General features: G+C 58.4%; 11 protein-coding genes and 1 pseudogene. 10 read left to right on the top strand and 2 right to left on the bottom strand.

The window, feature by feature from the left end:
- Nucleotides 1-371 precede the first annotated feature (371 nt).
- The 7 genes from HMPREF1261_RS01240 (at nt 372) to HMPREF1261_RS01210 (ending at nt 13,411) form a co-directional block, all read left to right on the top strand.
- A complete protein-coding gene (locus HMPREF1261_RS01240) occupies nt 372-1,571 on the top strand; it encodes an IS30 family transposase (RefSeq protein WP_232207963.1) in 1,200 nt (399 codons plus the stop codon).
- A gap of 222 nt (nt 1,572-1,793) precedes the next feature.
- Nucleotides 1,794-3,743 carry an alpha/beta hydrolase-fold protein gene (locus HMPREF1261_RS01235; protein ID WP_023018126.1) on the top strand — a complete coding sequence of 650 codons (1,950 nt, stop codon included), beginning with the start codon at nt 1,794-1,796 and terminating at the stop codon, nt 3,741-3,743.
- A gap of 2 nt (nt 3,744-3,745) precedes the next feature.
- Nucleotides 3,746-4,273 carry a hypothetical protein gene (locus tag HMPREF1261_RS01230; RefSeq protein ID WP_005285231.1) on the top strand — a complete coding sequence of 176 codons (528 nt, stop codon included), beginning with the start codon at nt 3,746-3,748 and terminating at the stop codon, nt 4,271-4,273.
- Nucleotides 4,274-4,306: 33 nt separating this feature from the next.
- On the top strand, nt 4,307-5,227 hold the full coding sequence (locus HMPREF1261_RS01225; RefSeq protein WP_005285228.1) for a cutinase family protein: 921 nt from the start codon (nt 4,307-4,309) through the stop codon (nt 5,225-5,227).
- A gap of 59 nt (nt 5,228-5,286) precedes the next feature.
- A complete protein-coding gene (locus HMPREF1261_RS01220) occupies nt 5,287-7,032 on the top strand; it encodes a FadD32-like long-chain-fatty-acid--AMP ligase (protein WP_023029674.1) in 1,746 nt (581 codons plus the stop codon).
- A gap of 90 nt (nt 7,033-7,122) precedes the next feature.
- Entirely contained in the window at nt 7,123-11,880 is a 4,758-nt protein-coding gene (locus HMPREF1261_RS01215; protein WP_023029673.1) for a type I polyketide synthase, read from the top strand.
- On the top strand, nt 11,855-13,411 hold the full coding sequence (locus tag HMPREF1261_RS01210) for an acyl-CoA carboxylase subunit beta (RefSeq protein ID WP_023029672.1): 1,557 nt from the start codon (nt 11,855-11,857) through the stop codon (nt 13,409-13,411). The genes HMPREF1261_RS01215 and HMPREF1261_RS01210 overlap by 26 nt, the downstream gene beginning before the upstream one ends.
- Before the next feature lie 405 nt (nt 13,412-13,816).
- Here HMPREF1261_RS01210 and HMPREF1261_RS12635 read toward each other — a convergent pair.
- Nucleotides 13,817-14,005 (bottom strand): annotated as a pseudogene (locus tag HMPREF1261_RS12635) (transposase); the annotation flags it as partial.
- Between HMPREF1261_RS12635 and HMPREF1261_RS12815 the strand changes: the two are divergent.
- The 3 genes from HMPREF1261_RS12815 to HMPREF1261_RS01195 all read left to right on the top strand — a co-directional run bounded on the left by HMPREF1261_RS12815 (nt 13,962) and on the right by HMPREF1261_RS01195 (nt 15,250).
- Nucleotides 13,962-14,219, top strand: a complete 258-nt coding sequence (locus tag HMPREF1261_RS12815) for a hypothetical protein (protein WP_034657806.1) — start codon at nt 13,962-13,964, stop codon at nt 14,217-14,219. The pseudogene HMPREF1261_RS12635 and the gene HMPREF1261_RS12815 overlap by 44 nt on opposite strands.
- A 293-nt stretch (nt 14,220-14,512) precedes the next feature.
- Nucleotides 14,513-14,986 (top strand): hypothetical protein, encoded by a 474-nt coding sequence (locus HMPREF1261_RS01200; RefSeq protein ID WP_005279744.1) that lies wholly within the window; start codon nt 14,513-14,515, stop codon nt 14,984-14,986.
- 12 nt (nt 14,987-14,998) lie between these two features.
- Complete coding sequence (locus tag HMPREF1261_RS01195) at nt 14,999-15,250, top strand: hypothetical protein (RefSeq protein WP_023029671.1); 252 nt, start codon at nt 14,999-15,001, stop codon at nt 15,248-15,250.
- Here HMPREF1261_RS01195 and HMPREF1261_RS12215 read toward each other — a convergent pair.
- Nucleotides 15,237-15,671: DDE-type integrase/transposase/recombinase (locus tag HMPREF1261_RS12215; RefSeq protein ID WP_023029670.1), on the bottom strand; the 435-nt coding region annotated here is incomplete at its 5' end. The two genes, HMPREF1261_RS01195 and HMPREF1261_RS12215, sit on opposite strands and share 14 nt — an antisense overlap.

Here is a 15,671-nt window from a genome sequence, read left to right as displayed (position 1 = left end):
TTGGCAGTGGGCGTAGCGTTCGCTCGGCTGCTGGTGAGCTTGGCTGTCATTACGTGCATGCTTTGAATTTTTGCCATGCTCACGGAGTGCCAGTCATACATAAAGCCAAACGAGTTGATCGCCGCGGTAGCCAGGCTTTACAGCTTGTAGAACTAGTTCAAGGCGGACTCTCAGTACACCAAGCCGCCAAAACGTGTGGAATGCATCCCACCGCTGCGTATGCCGTTGCTACAGAAGCTGGGTGCCATATCCGGCTAACGAGGTATGCCCGGAAAGTCCGCCAAACACAGTTAAGGGTGGAATACTTACGCCTTCGGTTGGCGAGCTTGCCTGTTGGTGATGCTGGGGCTGGGATAGGAATTGATCGTCGATTGTCTTTAGACTTCGAAAAAGGACTCATCAAATCCGGAGGGCCACGTAAAGAGTTCATACCTGTCGGCGAGGATGCCACCACGTATAAAAGACTCATGAAAGCGCTGCGCCAACGCCATGACGTCATCGAATCTGGACGGCTTTGTGCCCCTGCCTTGCCTGGCGGTGTGGATCCGTATAAACGCATCAGTGATCGCTATATTTGCTTTGAAGAACGCGTAATTATCGCCGACCTTCTTCGTGAGCATGTGCCGCTGCGGGAAATCGGGCGCCGTTTAGGGCGAAGTGCCTCGTCAATTCAGCGTGAAGTACGCAGAAACCACAGCGCTGAAGGCCCGTATCGTGCAGAAACCGCCCAGTTAAAGGCTTGTGCGCGGAGATTGCGACCGAAAATACCGAAACTGCTGGCCAACAAAAGGTTATGGGACTATGTATGCGCACAATTGCGGGCACAATGGTCACCGGAGGAGATTTCCAATCGCCTGCCCATCGACTACCCCACGGATAAGGACATGCGCATTAGTCACGAAACGATTTATGACGCCTTTTATCTACAGTCCAAAGGACGACTCAAAGACCTTGGCCTGGACTTGCCTACCGGCAGAAAGAAACGCAAGAAACGCCACACACGCACCACCACACCGGCCCAGCAACGCTTCGTTGACGACATGATCCTCATCGACGACCGGCCAGAAGAGGTTACTGAACGTATTTTGCCAGGCCACTGGGAAGGCGACCTCATCCTTGGTAAAAATAACCAATCCGCGGTGATCACGTTAGTAGAACGCGTCAGCCGATTTGTTGTCCTTGGCCACCTGCCAGGCAGGCACACCAGCAAAGAAGTATTCACAGCCCTGCACAAGGCTGTCGCTGGAATCGATAAAGCACTCTGGTCATCAATTACCTGGGACCAAGGAAGTGAAATGGCTGGCCATAAAGCCTTTACCATGGCCACTGACATTCCCATCTACTTCTGCCATCCAGGATCACCGTGGGAGAGAGGCAGCAACGAAAACACCAACGGCAGGCTCAGGAGAAACCTTCCCAAAAACAGCGACCTGTCCATCTACAGCGCCGAGGACCTGGAGATGATCGCCAACATTCACAACCACAAACCACGCAAAGCACTCAACTGGCGCACCCCAGCCGAAGTAATGACCAACGCCCTGACACAAACCGGTAGTATCACACCAAAGTAACCATCATCGTTGCAACGACCCCTAGAATCCAAGGCTTGAGTTCAGCCTCGTCCGCACCGCAATAAATGGTGATATAAATTGCCTCCGGCGTGTCAGCCTTTCTTAAGCCTCAAGTTCAACTTAAACTTAAGCGCACAATAGACAGCTCACGCCGCAGGCGGCAGTCCGGAGGAGGGGAACCTTCGGAATGTAGCCGCGGTAAATCTTCAAGGACGTTTACCTATGCGCAAAAACACTTCCCCGGGCAAGGCCCGCAAGGGGCTTGCGGTAGCAGCCGTACCGACCGCCATCGCCGTTGGACTGGCCCTGCTGCCCAATGCCACAGCCCAAAGCTCACTTGGTGATATTAGCTCTGCTCAGCCAGGCGGTGGCGGCAGCCTGTCTGACCACTTTGCGCCCAAGGATCCGCCGGCTCGTACCCCAGTGGAGACCGAGTACCCAGAGGTAGAGGGCCTGCCGGATGGCGTAAAGATCAACCGTGTGGAGTACCTGTCTAACCGCCACCTGATGGTCTATATCAAGTCCGCAGCGATGCCGGATCAAGAGCAAAAGGTGCAGATCCAGCTCGCGCGCGACTGGTATTCGCAGCCGGAAAAGAAGTTCCCTGAGGTATGGGCACTCGACGGCCTGCGCGCCCGCGATGACGAGTCCGGCTGGACCATTGAGACCAATATCCTCAACCAGTACGCGGACCGCAACGTCAACCTCATCATGCCGGTGGGCGGCGAATCCTCCTTCTACTCCGACTGGCAGCAGCCGGATGCAGGCAAGAACTACAAGTGGGAGACCTTCCTGACCAAGGAATTGGTTCCCATCTTGGATAAGGAATACCGCTCCAACCAGAAGCGCGCGGTCACTGGGCTGTCCATGGGCGGTACCGCTGCGATCAACCTGGCGGAGCGCAACCCGTACCTGTTTGGTTTCGTGGGCTCGTTCTCCGGCTACCTTGATACGACCACCCGCGGCATGCCGCAGGCCATCATGGCTGCGCAGCGCGATGCCGGTGGCTTCGATTCCCGCAAGATGTGGGGCGAGCCGGGCTCGCAGGACTGGATTGACCACGATCCAAAGCTGGGCATCGAAAACCTCAAGGACATGCAGGTCTATGTCTCTGCCGGTAACGGCAAGGATGACTTTGGCAATGCCACCTCCGTGGCCAAGGGCCAGGCAAGCTTGGCCGGCATGGGCTTGGAGGTCATCTCCCGCATGTCCACCCAGACCTTCGTGGATTACGCGAAGCGCGCCAATGTGGAGCCTGTGGTGCAATTCCGCCCCTCCGGCGTGCACAGCTGGGAATTCTGGCAATTTGAGATGCAAAATGCATGGCCCTACATTGCGGATGCCCTCAACATTGACAAGGCCGACCGCGGCGCGGACTGTCAGACCGAAGGCGAGATCGCCAAGGCCACCAAGGAAGGCCATATCGGTTCCTGCCTGAATAACGAATATGACGTTGCCGATAAGGGCAAGGCACAAGACTTCGAAACCGGTACGGCGTACTGGTCCCCGGAGACCGGTGCGCACGCCCTGCACGGCCGCATTGGTGCCCGTTATGCGGAAATCGGTGGCCCTACCTCCTGGTTGGGCTTCCCGAAGTCCGATGAACTTAAGACGCCAGATGGCAAGGGACGCTTCGTGCACTTCGAACACGGTTCCATTTACTGGAGCCCAGAGACCGGCGCCTGGGAAATTACCAGCGACATGTTTAAGAAGTGGGGCGAGAAGGGCTACGAAGGCGGCGATCTGAAGTACCCGACCGGCGCGGTCAAGAAGGTGGGCGAAGGCTTTACCCAGGAATTCCAAAACGGCATTCTGACCCGCAACCCGGACGGCAAGAACCAGGTGTCCTTTGGTGCCATTGGCAAAAAGTACAAGGATATGGGCGGTGTCGAATCCCCACTGGGCTTCCCCACGGACGGCGAGAAGAAGGTCGAGGGCGGCTTCTTCCAGGAGTTTGAACATGGCTCCATCTACTGGTCCCCAGAATCCGGCGCGCACTACATCTTGAAGGGCGCCATCATGGATGAATGGGGTAAGAAGGGCTGGGAGCACGGCGAATTTGGCTGGCCCACCTCTGATTACTCCGAAATCGCAGCTGGTGGATTGAAGCAGGAGTTCCAGCACGGAACGATCAGTGAAGTCATGGGCCGCGTACAGACTGAAAAGAAGTAAGCATGCGTAAATTAGCCCTCGTAGGAGCGGTCTTATGCCTCGGCTTGGCAGGGTGTGACTCTGCCACCGTGGATAGTGACTCCGGCAATGACACTTCGGTGGCGCCGCTGTCGCGCGAAAAGACCTCCGAAGAATCGACCACGAGCAGTAGCGAGTCTGCATCTCGCAGTGCTTCCTCCTCGCAGGAGCCCTCCGAGTCCAAGGACGATTCCAAGGGCTCCGCTGAGCCGCGGAACGGCTCTGGTTCCGCGAACTCCCCGGAGGACCGCGGTGCCCGCGAGATCTCTGAAATCCCGTCCGCGCAGCTGCCCAAGGAAGAGGCTGCGTATCTGGATTCGTTGAAGGATGCAGGCGTGAACGTCGATGGGGTAGAAGATCAGCTCCTCGGTGCTGGCCAGGGCGCTTGCGGCGAGGATGAAATCACCATTCCCGCAGTGGCCGGGCAACTGATTGAGCAGCAACGCTCTGATAAGGACTTTGACGAGCTCACCAAGCTGCTGCAGGACAACGCACGTTCAGCACTTTGCTAGCTTCCTTTGAGGTTTTCCGGGTACAACTAGTTCATGCGAAAAATCATTACCGTCGTTGCCGTCCTCGCCCTCCTTGTTGTGATCGGCGCGGGGGCGGTGCATTACCTCACGACCTCGGACTCGGCGGGGCCTAGCGCCCCCGAGGAGTCAGAGTCTGCGGCACCACCGGAGCAACCCCAGCCGGATTGGTGCCCGGCCGTGGAGTTTATTTCCGCGCCAGGAACCTGGGAATCCGCGGCCGACGATGATCCCCTCAACCCTTCTGCTAATCCGCGCTCATTCATGCTGTCTATTACGCAGCCGTTGCGGGAGGCCTACGGGGATGATGTGAAGGTGTGGACCCTTCCGTATACTGCGCAATTTAAAAATATCAATGCGCAGGAGGAGATGAGCTACGACGATTCCCGCAATGAGGGCACCGCGAAGATGAATGAAGAGCTGCGCGGCATGCACGATAGCTGCCCACAGACCAAGTTCATTTTGAGCGGATTTTCCCAAGGCGCGGTCATCGCCGGCGATGTGGCCGATGATATTGGCGGTGGCGAAGGCGTGATCCCCGCGGAAAATATCGCGGGCGTGGCGCTGATCGCAGATGGCCGGCGTGAAAACGGCGTGGGCCAAAATCCAGGCCACGCGCTCGGCGGAATCGGTGCCGAGATTGCCTTGGAGCCCGTCTCCGGGCTCGTCCAGCCCATCGTGCCCGGAGCTACCATGCGCGGCGCGCGCCCGCACGGCTTCGGCGAGCTCGCGGATAGGACCTTCCAAATCTGTGCCCCAGATGATTCCGTGTGCGATGCGCCCACCGGCGTGGGCAATGGTTTGGAACGCGCCAAGGACTTGATCGGGGCCAATGGGGTGCACGCGCAGTACGCCAGCAACGACGGCGTGATTGATGGGACTACTGCGAACCAGTGGGTCGTGGATTGGGCACATCGGGTGATTGATGCCGTGTAACATGAGGCGCTACAACATCGATATTTTTTAAAACAAAACCATTTACCAAAGGAGAATCGATGGGTATACAGCAACTCATGGGGAAGTTCTTTGATGCCGAGGGCAATATCGCCCTCCCCGCAGAACTCACCTTGGCGGGCCTCGCAGAGACCCTCTACCAGGCAGAAACGGATACCTCGCAGGTAGTAATCCGCCAGTGGCTCTACGATGAGGGAGACACCTCCCGCGAGCTCAACCGCCAAGAGATCAATACGCGGATCAAAGTGGTGGCAGCGCGCCTGCAACAGGTTGCAGAACCCGGCACCCGCGTGGCCATCCTGGCGGGCAACTCCCCGGAGTACCTCTTTGGTTTCTTGGGCGCGATGTACGCGGGAATGACCCCGATTCCGCTCTATGATCCGAATGAGCCAGGCCACGCGGATCACCTCAAGGCGGTCTTTGCTGACTGCGAGCCCACCGTTGTGTTGACCAACCGCGTATCGGCCGCAGCGGTGCGCACCTATTTCTCCACCGAGCGGGAGCGCCCGCGCGTCATCTCCACCAATGCGCTGCCAGATTCCTTGGCGGCGTCGTGGAAGCCGGTTGCCGGCGAGGGCGTGGAATCCACCGCCTTCTTGCAGTACACCTCCGGCTCAACGCGCACCCCTGCCGGCGTGGAGCTGAGCAACCGCGCGATCCTGGTTAATGTGCTGCAGATCTTCCGCGCGATCAACATGCAGTTCCCGCCGCGCGTGGTCTCGTGGCTGCCGATGCACCACGATATGGGCATCATCTTGGCGCTATTCACCACGATTCTGGGCATCGAATTGGATATGATGACCCCGCGCGATTTCATCCAACACCCCAACCGGTGGGTTGAGCGCATCAGCCGCCAGCCGGGGGATGAGAAGAAGACCTATACCGCCGTGCCCAATTTCGCCCTGGAATTGGCCGCGCGCTACGGCAAGGACGCGGATTTCTCCAACGTCGATGGCATCCTCATTGGTTCTGAGCCGGTGACGGAACCAGCCGTGCAGAAATTCCTGGACACCTTCAGCGTCGAGCGCTCCGTGCTGCGCCCTTCCTATGGTTTGGCGGAAGCCACCCTCATCGTTTCTACCGCACAGGGTGACAAGCGCCCGATCATCTCCCACTTCAACCGCGAGAAATTGGCGGACGGTAAGGCGGTTATTGAAGAAAAGTCTGCGGCAACGGTTGCCTTCGCCTCTAATGGCCAGGGCGTCTCGTTCCAGCACCTAGCCATCGTGGATCCTGAAACCAAGGCCGAGGTCCCAGAGGGCACCATTGGTGAAATCTGGGTGCATGGGCAAAATATGGCAACGGGCTATCTCAACCGTCCAGAAGAAACCGCGGCTACCTTCCGCAATACCCTGGGCGAGCGCATCCAGGATGGCCTGCCGGAGGATGATTGGTGGATGGCCACCGGCGATCTCGCCACCATCATCGAGGGCGAGCTGTATATCACCGGGCGGCTTAAGGATCTCATCGTCGTTGCCGGGCGCAATCACTACCCGCAAGATATTGAAGGCACCGTGCAGGACGCATCCGCGCACGTGCGCCCAGATTCCATCGCCGCCTTTGCCGTAGAGGGCGAAAACTCAGAGTCCTTGGTTCTCTTGGTGGAGCGCGCCGATGACGCGGATCCATCTGGCGACGCCGCCGCCGGCGAGGCGATTCGCACGGCCGTGACGAAGAATCACGGCATTACCCCGAGCGATATCGTGTGGAAGGCGCCGGGCGAAATTAAGCGCACCTCCTCGCATAAGATTGCCCGCCGCGTGGCAAAAAAGGACTACCAAGCTTAAAGCCGGATTCGGACGTTAAGTTAACAAGGTGACAAAATAGAGCGATATAGGTATTTGTCGTTCTATTAACCCCACTAGGAAAGACGGTTTATGACCATCGAGCAACTTCGTGCATGGCTGCGTGACTGGGTATCCCAGGCCACGGGCGTTGCCGCCACAGAGATTTTAGATTCCACCCCACTGGAAAATTATGGTCTTTCCTCACGAGATGCCGTAGTGCTATCGGGTGAATTAGAAAAACTCTTAGGCACGCGGCTCGATGCCACGGTGGCGTATGAGTACCCCACGATTGAGCTCCTAGCCAATCGCCTGCTCACTGAGCCCGCGGGGCGGCGCGACGATGCCCCGCGCGTGCAGCGCTCGACTCGCGCTGCGCAGGGTACTGATATTGCGGTTATCGGCTTGTCCGGTCGTTTCCCAGGTGCCAAAGACGTGCCGGAATTTTGGACCATGCTCGCGGAATCGCGCGCGGGTACTGGTCCGCTGCCGGTGGGGCGGTGGTCTGAATACAGCGCCGATCCGGTAATGAGCGAGAAGATCGCGCAGCAAAATACCGATGGCGGTTATATCGACGATGTTGCATCCTTTGATGCGGAGTTCTTCGGCCTATCGCCGTTGGAGGCCGCGAACATGGATCCGCAGCAGCGCATCCTGCTCGAGTTGGTATGGCACGCGCTGGAGAACGCTGGTCTTCCTGCCAATGAGCTGCGCGGCACGCACACGGGCGTGTACATGGGCTCAACCAATAATGATTACGGCATGCTGATTACGGCCGATCCCACGGAGATGCACCCTTATGCGCTTACGGGTAATTCCTCGGCAATTGTTGCCAACCGCATTTCTTATGCCCTGGATTTCCGCGGCCCGTCTATCAATGTGGACACGGCCTGCTCGTCTTCCTTGGTTGCGGTCGACCATGCCATCAAGGATCTGCGCACCGGCGCCGCCGATGTAGCGCTGGCAGGTGGCGTGAATATCTTGGCCGCTCCGCACGCCTCCACCGCCTTTTCGGAATTGGGTGTCACCTCTCCTACCAGCGCCATTCATGCTTTTTCCGATGACGCCGATGGCATCGTGCGTGCCGATGCCGCCGGTGTGCTGGTGCTCAAGCGCCTAGAGGACGCGGAGGCCGATGGCGATGAAATCCTAGCCGTCCTCAAGGGCTCTGCCGTCAATTCTGATGGCCACTCGAATGGCCTGACCGCACCCAATCCAGAAGCGCAAGAAGACGTGCTGCGCCGCGCCTACGCGGATGCGGGCGTGGCGCCCGAGGACGTAGATTATGTGGAGGCCCACGGTACGGGCACCATCTTGGGCGATCCCATCGAGGCCAGCGCGCTCGGTCGCGTGCTGGGCGCTGGGCGCGGCATTGAATCGCCCGTGCTCTTGGGCTCTGCCAAGACCAATATCGGCCACTCCGAATCCGCCGCGGGCGTCGTGGGCCTCATCAAGGTCATCGAGGCCATGCGGCACGATATTATTCCCGCGAATATCAATTACGCTGGCCCGAACCGCTATATCGATTTCGTGGCCGAGCGCCTCGAGGTCGTTGAAGACCCGCGCGAGTGGCCGGAATACTCCGGGAAAAAGGTGGCCGGCGTATCGGGCTTTGGCTTTGGCGGCACGAATGCCCACGTCGTCTTGACGGATTACCCGGGCACCCCGCGTACCAGCGAGCCGCAGCTATCCACCGGCACGGTGGCGTTGCCTGTCTCCGGCCTCTTGCCTTCTCGCCGCGCGCGTGCGGCGGGACTGCTCGCGGATTTCTTAGAGGCAGAACAACCAGACTTGGCCGATGTAGCGCGCACGGTCGCGCGCCGCAACCACGCGCGCTCGCGCGCCGTCGTCATGGCCAGCTCCACTGAAGAGGCCATTAAGCGCCTGCGCCAGGTGGCCGAGGGCAAGGTGTCTGTCGGCATCGCCGCGGCGGATTCCCCGCAGGTGCAGGAACCGGTCTTCGTGTATTCCGGCTTTGGTTCCCAGCACCGCAAGATGGCGAAGGACATGATGGCTCTCTCGCCGCTGTTTAGCGCGCGGCTGAAAGAACTCGACGAGGTCGTTGATTTCGAATCTGGCTGGTCGATCCTGGATATCGTTGAGGACGATTCTCAAACTTATGACACGGAAACGGCGCAGGTCGCCATCACCGCCATCCAGATCGCGCTAACGGATCTATTGGCCTCCTTCGGCGTGCGCCCGGCGGGCGTTATGGGCATGTCCATGGGTGAGATCGCCGCGGCCTATGCCGCGGGTGGCATTTCCGCGCAGGATGCGATGATCATTGCCTGCCACCGCGCGCGCTTGATGGGTGAGGGAGAGGCATCGCTAAGCGAGGCTGACCAAGGCGCCATGGCCGTGGTCGAGCTGTCCGCCGAGGACATCGCCGCCCTCGATGTATCCATCGAACCAGCCGTCTATACCGGCCCCGGCATGACCACCGTGGGTGGGCCGCGCCAGGCGGTACTGGACCTGGTGGAAAAACTCGATGGGGAAGGAAAATTCGCCCGCGCGCTCAACGTGAAGGCGGCGGGGCATACCTCCGCCGTCGATCCGATCTTGGGCGAGCTCGAAGCGGCCATCGCCGGCATGGAGGCCCACCCGCTGCACACAACGCTCTTTTCCTCCGTGGATAAGGGTGAGGTTTACCGCCCCGGCACCACCGTCCACGATGAGGATTACTGGCTGCGCATGACCCGCTACCCGGTATATCTGCAGGACGCTACGGAACAGGCCTTTGCCGCAGGTCACACCCAGCTGGTGGAGATTTCGCCGAACCCGGTGGCGCTCATGGGGCTTATGTCTACCGCGTTTGCTGTGGGCAAGGCCGATGCGCAATTGCTGTATAGCCTAAAGCGCAAGGTGGAGCCCACCGAGTCCTTGTTGGATCTATTGAGCAAGCTCTACGTAACCGGAACCCCGGTGAATTTCGCCGCCGTAGTGGGATCGGGCGCGCAGGCGGAAGCGCCGTATACCCAGTTCAACCGCCAGCGCTTCTGGACCAACGCGCGGCCTTCGGCCGGGGTATCCGGCCTGCCCGGTACCCGCGTGAACCTGCCGGAGGGCAAGGTGGCCTTTTCCAGCAACGCGGATCAGGCACCGTCCACGCTGGCCATCGTGGAGGCCGCCGCAGAAGCGGTGCAGCCTGGGGCGCGCATCGTGGCCACGGAGGAACACCGCGATCTCCCGCCGTACGGGGAAATTACCACCGTGGTCACCACGTCCATCGGCGGCATGTCCATCGCCGTTTATAGCGTGCAGGACACGCGCACCGAGCTCTTGGCGGAAGGTTTTGCCTCCGGCTTGGACTTGGGCGCGGGTGCGATCCCTGGGGTCGCAGCGGTGCCAGAGGGCAGCGCCGCCCCGGAGCCGACTGCCGATGACGCGGATGTAGACGCGGTGCGTTGGGATCCGCGGCAAGAGACCGTCGAGGACCGCCTGGCGCTTATCGTGTCCGAATCCATGGGCTATGACGTCTCGGATCTGCCGCGCGAGCTGCCGCTGATTGACTTGGGCCTCGATTCCCTGATGGGCATGCGCATTAAAAACCGCGTGGAAAATGACTTCCAGATTCCACCGCTGCAGGTGCAGGCGCTTCGCGATGCCTCCTTGGCAGACGTCATCACCATGGTCGAGGAGGCCGTTGCCGGCGGCCGCATAGATAATAGTGAGAACAGTGCCGATGCTGCTCCGGCTACCGAGTCCGCGTCCGCAGCAGACGAGACCACCCAAGACTCGGAGCAGGGCGTGGGCGTCGCCCCGCGCGATGCCTCTGAGCGCATGGTCTTTGGCACCTGGGCAAGCATTACCGGCAAGGCTCCGGCGGGCGTGACCTCGCCGCTTCCAGCAATCTCTGAGGAAGTGGCCGCGCAGATTGCCGAGCGCTTGCGCGAGCGCGCCCACATCGATGTCACCGCGCAGCAGGTCCTCGACGCTGAGGCGCTGGAAACCTTGTCTGACCTGGTCCGCGAGGGCCTTGAGACCGAGGTTGAAGGCAATATTCGCGTCCTGCGCGAGGCTGATGGGCCAGCCGTATTCATGTTCCACCCGGCCGGTGGAACCACGGTGGTCTATCAGCCACTGACCCGCCGGTTGCCAGCGGATGTCGCCGTCTACGGCGTCGAAAGGATTGAAGGCTCCTTAGAAGAGCGAGCCGCCGCCTATATCGAGGACATCGTCCGCTATGCGCGCGGCCGCAAGGTCGTCCTAGGCGGTTGGTCCTTTGGCGGCGCCTTGGCCTATGAGGTGGCCTACCAGCTGGCAGAGCGCAGCAAGCGCGGGGAGGAGAGCGCCGAGGTCGCGTTCATCGCCTTGCTCGATACCACGCAGCCTTCCCACCCGGCACCGGATACGCCGGAAGAAACCCGCGCCCGGTGGGAGCGCTACGCCGCCTTTGCCAAGAAGACCTATGGCCTGGACTTCGAGCCTCCGTACGAGATGCTGGAAACCATGGGCGAGGATGCCCTGATGACCATGCTGGCGGAATTCTTGGCCACGACGGATGCCTCCGAACACGGCCTATCCGCCGGCGTCTTGGAGCACCAGCGGGCGTCCTTCGTGGATAACCAGATTCTGGCCAAGATCGATTTCCACCGCTGGGCCGATGTCAGCGTTCCCGTGCTGCTCTTCCGCTCCGAGCGGATGCATGACGGTGCGATCGAGCTGGAGCCGCGCTACGCTGAGGTTGATCCGGATGGCGGCTGGGGCGTTATCGTTAAGGATCTAGATATTGTGCAGCTGCCCGGCGATCACTTGGCAGTGCCGGACGAGCCAGCCATTGGCACCGTGGGCAAGCATATGAACGATTGGATCGAGGAGAAGATACGTGGCGGCCAAGCAAACAACCGCTGAGAAACTCGCTGACCTGCGCAAGCGCCTAGAAGAGGCGCAAGATCCAGGCAGCGAGCGTTCCCGCACACGCCGCGACGAGGCAGGCCGTACCACCCCTCGCCAGCGCATCAACGAGCTCTTGGATGAAGGTTCCTTTGTCGAAACCGGCTCCTTGGGCAAGACCCCGGGTGACCCGGAGGCCATCTATTCCGATGGCGTGGTCACGGGCTATGGCCGCGTATCCGGTCGACCAGTGTGTATCTATGCCCACGATAAGACTGTCTACGGCGGCTCCGTGGGTGTGACTTTTGGTAAGAAGGTCACTGAGATCATGGATATGGCCATCAAGATTGGCTGCCCGGTCATCGGTATCCAAGATTCCGGCGGTGCCCGCATTCAAGACGCCGTGACCTCGCTGGCGATGTACTCCGAAATCGCCCGCCGCCAGCTGCCGCTATCAGGCCGCAGCCCGCAGATTTCCATCATGATGGGTAAATCCGCCGGCGGCGCGGTCTACGCGCCGGTGACCACTGACTTTGTCATCGCCGTGGATGAGGAAGCGGAAATGTATGTCACCGGCCCCAATGTCATCCGTGAGGTTACCGGTGAAGACGTCACCTCCGCTGAGTTGGGCGGCGCCCGCCAGCAGGAGCTCAACGGCAACGTCTCCGCCGTGGTGGATTCTGAAGAAGACGCCTTTGACATGGTGCGCGATATTTTGGATCACCTGCCGCTGACCTGCTTTGATGAGTCGCCGACCTTCCCTGCGCCTTCCGATGCCGAAATTACCGAAGACGAGGATCTAAATTCCTTCATGCCGGATGACACCAACGCCGGCTACGACATGATGGATTTGCTCACCCAGCTTGGCGATGACGATGAGCTCATCGAAATCCAAGAAAACTTCGCGCCGAATATGATCACCGCCTTTGGCCGCATCGATGGAAAAACGGTGGGTTTTGTGGCGAATAACCCCATGCACTTGGCCGGCTGCATCGATGCCGATGCCGCCGATAAGGGCGCGCGCTTTATCCGCATCTGCGATGCCTACAATGTCCCGCTCGTCTTCGTCGTCGATACGCCTGGCTATCTACCGGGCGTGGAGCAGGAGAAGGTGGGCCTAATTCACCGCGGTGCGAAATTCGCCTTCGCCGTCGTAGAAGCGACCGTGCCGAAGGTCTCGCTCATCGTGCGCAAGGCGTATGGCGGTGCCTATGCCGTCATGGGGTCGAAGAACCTGAGTGGCGATATTAACTTGGCGTGGCCTACCGCGCAGATCGCGGTCATGGGTGCGGCGGCCGCCGTGGTCATGATTGCGGGCAAGCAGCTCGAGGCCGCCGAGACCCCAGAGCAGCGCGAGATGACCAAGAAGATGTTCATGGACTTCTACGATGAGACCATGACGGCACCCTACGTGGCAGCGGAACGCGGCTACTTGGATGCCATGATTCAACCGAATCAATCGCGCATTGCCCTGCGCCAGGCGCTGCGGCAATTGGCCACAAAGTCTGCGCATGACCTGCCCAAAAAGCACAATATTGCACCGATGTAACGCGGTGCTATGGCGTTACGATACCCAAATAAGAGTTTCGTGACAGTTGAAGGAGAAAACCTTGTTTGCTTTGTCCAGCGCATTCGACCTGATTGGTGAAATCATCGGCTACATTTACTGGGCCTACAACCAGATCGCAGCAGGCGTGCCATTCAAGCTGCCGTTCTAAGCTGAGAACGTTCGCACAGATTTAAGGCTCCGAGGCTAGACGGCAGGATGCGTGGTTGAGGTTGGCTCGTTAGTGGGTCTGGGCTAGTGGTACTAGCCCTTTTCACTCTTCTACGGTGATAACCGGTCTTTGACTGGGAAATACCGTACACAGCTTCCTGCTGTGCTAGCCGGTTCGGATCACGATGAAAGGATGAGTAAAAATCATCCTCGATACTCTGTTTGTGGCGGGGATGGTCAAGTCCGTAGAAGTGGTGTATCTGTTCTTTCTGAATCGAGGACAGACATGTAGCGCTTTTGCTGGATCCAATCATCATGTTGTTCGGCTAGAATAGAGCCGACCGCGCGGATCACAGACCTGCGGCTAAGGAAGAGCCCTACAATGTCGGTACGCCGCCGGATTTCCGGATTCAGTAGTTTTGTCGGTGGTCAGGCCCATTTAACGATCAAGTGTGAAAGAGGCCTAATGAACAGGCATAAAATATCTCCTAATGCGATTGTCGTTGCACTATTTGGGCTGGCAATTTCAGGTTATGTCGGCATCGCAAACAAGTCGATCCTCGGGTTTCTCATCCTCATACTGCTCACCATAGTTGGAGCAGTACTGGTCAATCGCATCAAAAACAGGCATCAGGAATAACCGGCGAGTAAAATCGTCTGCCGGACGCTAAGCCTTGTCGTCAACCTGGCGTAACGCTTTGGCATCGTTTATTTCTGCGTTGTTTGGCGTGGATTCCGGGCTCTCCTGCCCTCGGAGATGAACTCTGTTTGGTGGCTACCTGATACCTGGCCCGGTCGGGCTGGCACAATTGTAATCTACGCCCATGCTACGTACTGGGAACAGTTCACACGCGATGGTGTGGCCGTCTAAGAGAACAATGCGTTTACTTTCCGGGGTCAGGCCCAAATTCTGAAGTGCGGAATGGAAGATCTATGTGGATAGATATCGAACAAATCGATATTGGCCGATTAGCAATAAAGCTGTCGGTGGCACTAAACAAATGGATAGCTGAAGAAAACAGCTATAAAAACAAGACAGATATAGCTCCATTATTCATAGTGCAATGTCCTTCTCATTTCGAGATCGCCCTTATCCTCCGTGTTAAAGCCCTAAAACAGACGGCAATCGTAGGATATGAGGCAGGCTACCAACGCTATACATGGTCACCTTATTTATACGACGAAATCGCTGATTCGATTGTTTTCGATACATTAGCCGGCGACTATCCGATCCTTAAAGCAGATTTTTCCGAACCGGACAAAATTGTATGGGCTGGAGCAAAAGAAGCTACAGATGCAAAAGCGCAGTCCATCGGAGATTTCTTAAGCTACTATGAGGACTTAAATGAGCGTGCTAAGGAAAGAATCTGGATCAATAAGGATCTCCCTTTAGAGAACCTCTTGTAAAGTAGGAGCAAAATGAGTTCATATAAAGACATCACCACTTTCTCTACTCCCATGCTCGTCAAGTCTCTGAATACGTTGCAGATTTCTGCGGGAGAGGAAAACGGCGAGTGGGGCTCCCAATTTCCGCAAGGTGTTGCCATCTTCGTTCCCGAGGGTGAGTATTTCACTGTTCGCATTGAGTCTTTTGGAGCAATCCCGTCGGATAAGAAGCTGGGCCTGACCCCCGGAAAGTGGACACGTCGGGGGTTAGCTATGCTGCTCTAGTCAGTGTAGCTGAATTCTCGGCTTCAAAGACGTCAGGAGCTGAAAGATTGCACCAGGAGTGCCGTCGGCGTGTGTTGTAGCGCATGCACCACCGGAAGACTTCTTGGCGGCAGGAGATCGGATTGTCAAAGACTTTCCTGTCACGCAAGATTTCCCGCTTGAGCGTGGCGTTAAACGATTCTGCTAGGGCGTTATCAGCACTCGTTCCTACCGCTCCCATAGACTGGCGCACACCCAACGACGAGCAATAGTTCCTAAAGGCTTGTGAGGTGTACACGCTGCCGTGATCAGAATGGAAAATTGCCCCTTTAAGGCTTCCGCGGACTTTCCTGGCATGGGACAAAGCTTCGATAACCAGTGATACCCGCATGTGATCGGCGAGTGCATGTCCGACAAGTTTGCGCGAGTAGACGTCGATGAC

Origin of the sequence: Corynebacterium sp. KPL1818 (assembly GCF_000478135.1) — a bacterium.
GTDB classification, from domain to species: domain Bacteria; phylum Actinomycetota; class Actinomycetes; order Mycobacteriales; family Mycobacteriaceae; genus Corynebacterium; species Corynebacterium accolens.
This window is presented reverse-complemented; position numbering and strand designations above follow the sequence as displayed.

Coding starts and splice junctions, on each gene's coding strand:
- HMPREF1261_RS01235 (WP_023018126.1), top strand. CDS start 1,794: ATGCGCAAAAACACTTCCCCGGGCAAGGCCCGCAAGGGGCTTGCGGTA.
- HMPREF1261_RS01230 (WP_005285231.1), top strand. CDS start 3,746: ATGCGTAAATTAGCCCTCGTAGGAGCGGTCTTATGCCTCGGCTTGGCA.
- HMPREF1261_RS01225 (WP_005285228.1), top strand. CDS start 4,307: ATGCGAAAAATCATTACCGTCGTTGCCGTCCTCGCCCTCCTTGTTGTG.
- HMPREF1261_RS01220 (WP_023029674.1), top strand. CDS start 5,287: ATGGGTATACAGCAACTCATGGGGAAGTTCTTTGATGCCGAGGGCAAT.
- HMPREF1261_RS01215 (WP_023029673.1), top strand. CDS start 7,123: ATGACCATCGAGCAACTTCGTGCATGGCTGCGTGACTGGGTATCCCAG.
- HMPREF1261_RS12815 (WP_034657806.1), top strand. CDS start 13,962: ATGTCGGTACGCCGCCGGATTTCCGGATTCAGTAGTTTTGTCGGTGGT.
- HMPREF1261_RS01200 (WP_005279744.1), top strand. CDS start 14,513: ATGTGGATAGATATCGAACAAATCGATATTGGCCGATTAGCAATAAAG.
- HMPREF1261_RS01195 (WP_023029671.1), top strand. CDS start 14,999: ATGAGTTCATATAAAGACATCACCACTTTCTCTACTCCCATGCTCGTC.